This is a genomic window from Autumnicola tepida (genome assembly GCF_031846485.1).
Taxonomy (GTDB): Bacteria; Bacteroidota; Bacteroidia; order Flavobacteriales; family Flavobacteriaceae; genus Autumnicola; species Autumnicola tepida.
Window position 1 is genome coordinate 1 of sequence record NZ_JAVRHQ010000079.1, and the last position, 992, is coordinate 992.

Annotated in this window: 1 protein-coding gene; it reads right to left on the reverse strand. The window is 28.3% G+C overall.

Annotated elements, in window-relative coordinates; genetic code table 11:
- Window positions 1–992 (reverse strand): RNA-directed DNA polymerase (locus tag RM553_RS19440; RefSeq protein WP_311536626.1); only part of this gene is annotated, 992 nt, incomplete at both ends.

Sequence of the window (992 nt, forward strand, 5' to 3'; positions counted from 1 at the left end):
TTTATATTTTTAATTATATCCTCATCTATAATTGGTTCCTCATTTATAAGTTTTTCTAATTCTTGATTTAACCATTCTGAATTCCAAATTAGTATTTTAGAATCATTTAATTTTTTGCACAGTTTTTCTTCAAAATTCTTTTTTCTATCAATTTTTAAAATAGCTCTTTGAAGCCAAATTTGTATATGTCCAGTATTAGGTATTTTTTTAAATCTCTTAGTAATTTTATCCAATAATTTATCTCGAAGCTCATCGGATTCAATTAAATCTATGAGCTTACTCAAAATTGCTGTCGCAATTGGATAAGTTCTTGGACTTTTATAAGCAATTTCAACCAGAATACTTATTAAAACGGTTATGTTCTCTTTAGTAAATTTTAAATTTTTAATTCTATTGAAAAACTTATTTAAAGCTTTATCTAAACTTCCTGAATTTGGATGTTCTTCCGATAATTTGTGAATCAATAGTAAATGTTCTTGTAAGGATTTTGTTCGTTTATTGTTGCTTATCCAATATAGTTTGTCTGGTTTAATGGAATCACGAACTATGTTTTTAGAAGCTAAAGTTTTTTGTGCATTCAGGCGCATACCTAAATCAATCAATATCTCAGTGATATTTTTTACAATTAAATCACCTTCTTGAGGATTATTTGTAAAAACTCTATAGTCATCTCTGTACCTAATTATTTCGAAATCTTTGATCCCTAATTCTTCGATTCTTTCTGAAAGTTCTAAATCTGCATATCCTAGAACCATTTCTGCAATAAGATCCATTAAAACACTTCCTTGTGGGATTCCGTTGGTCTGTCCAAAAGACATATCGCGAAGAATTTTATCTATTTGATTTCCTAATAATGATTTCTTTTGCCTTTGCGCTTTACCAGTCTTTTTTGTGTGTAATGCCCAAGTTATTGAATGTGTATAAATAGAACCGTAACAATCAGTAACATCTGTGTGTAAGACATATTCATAATCCAAAGCTAATTCTAAGGA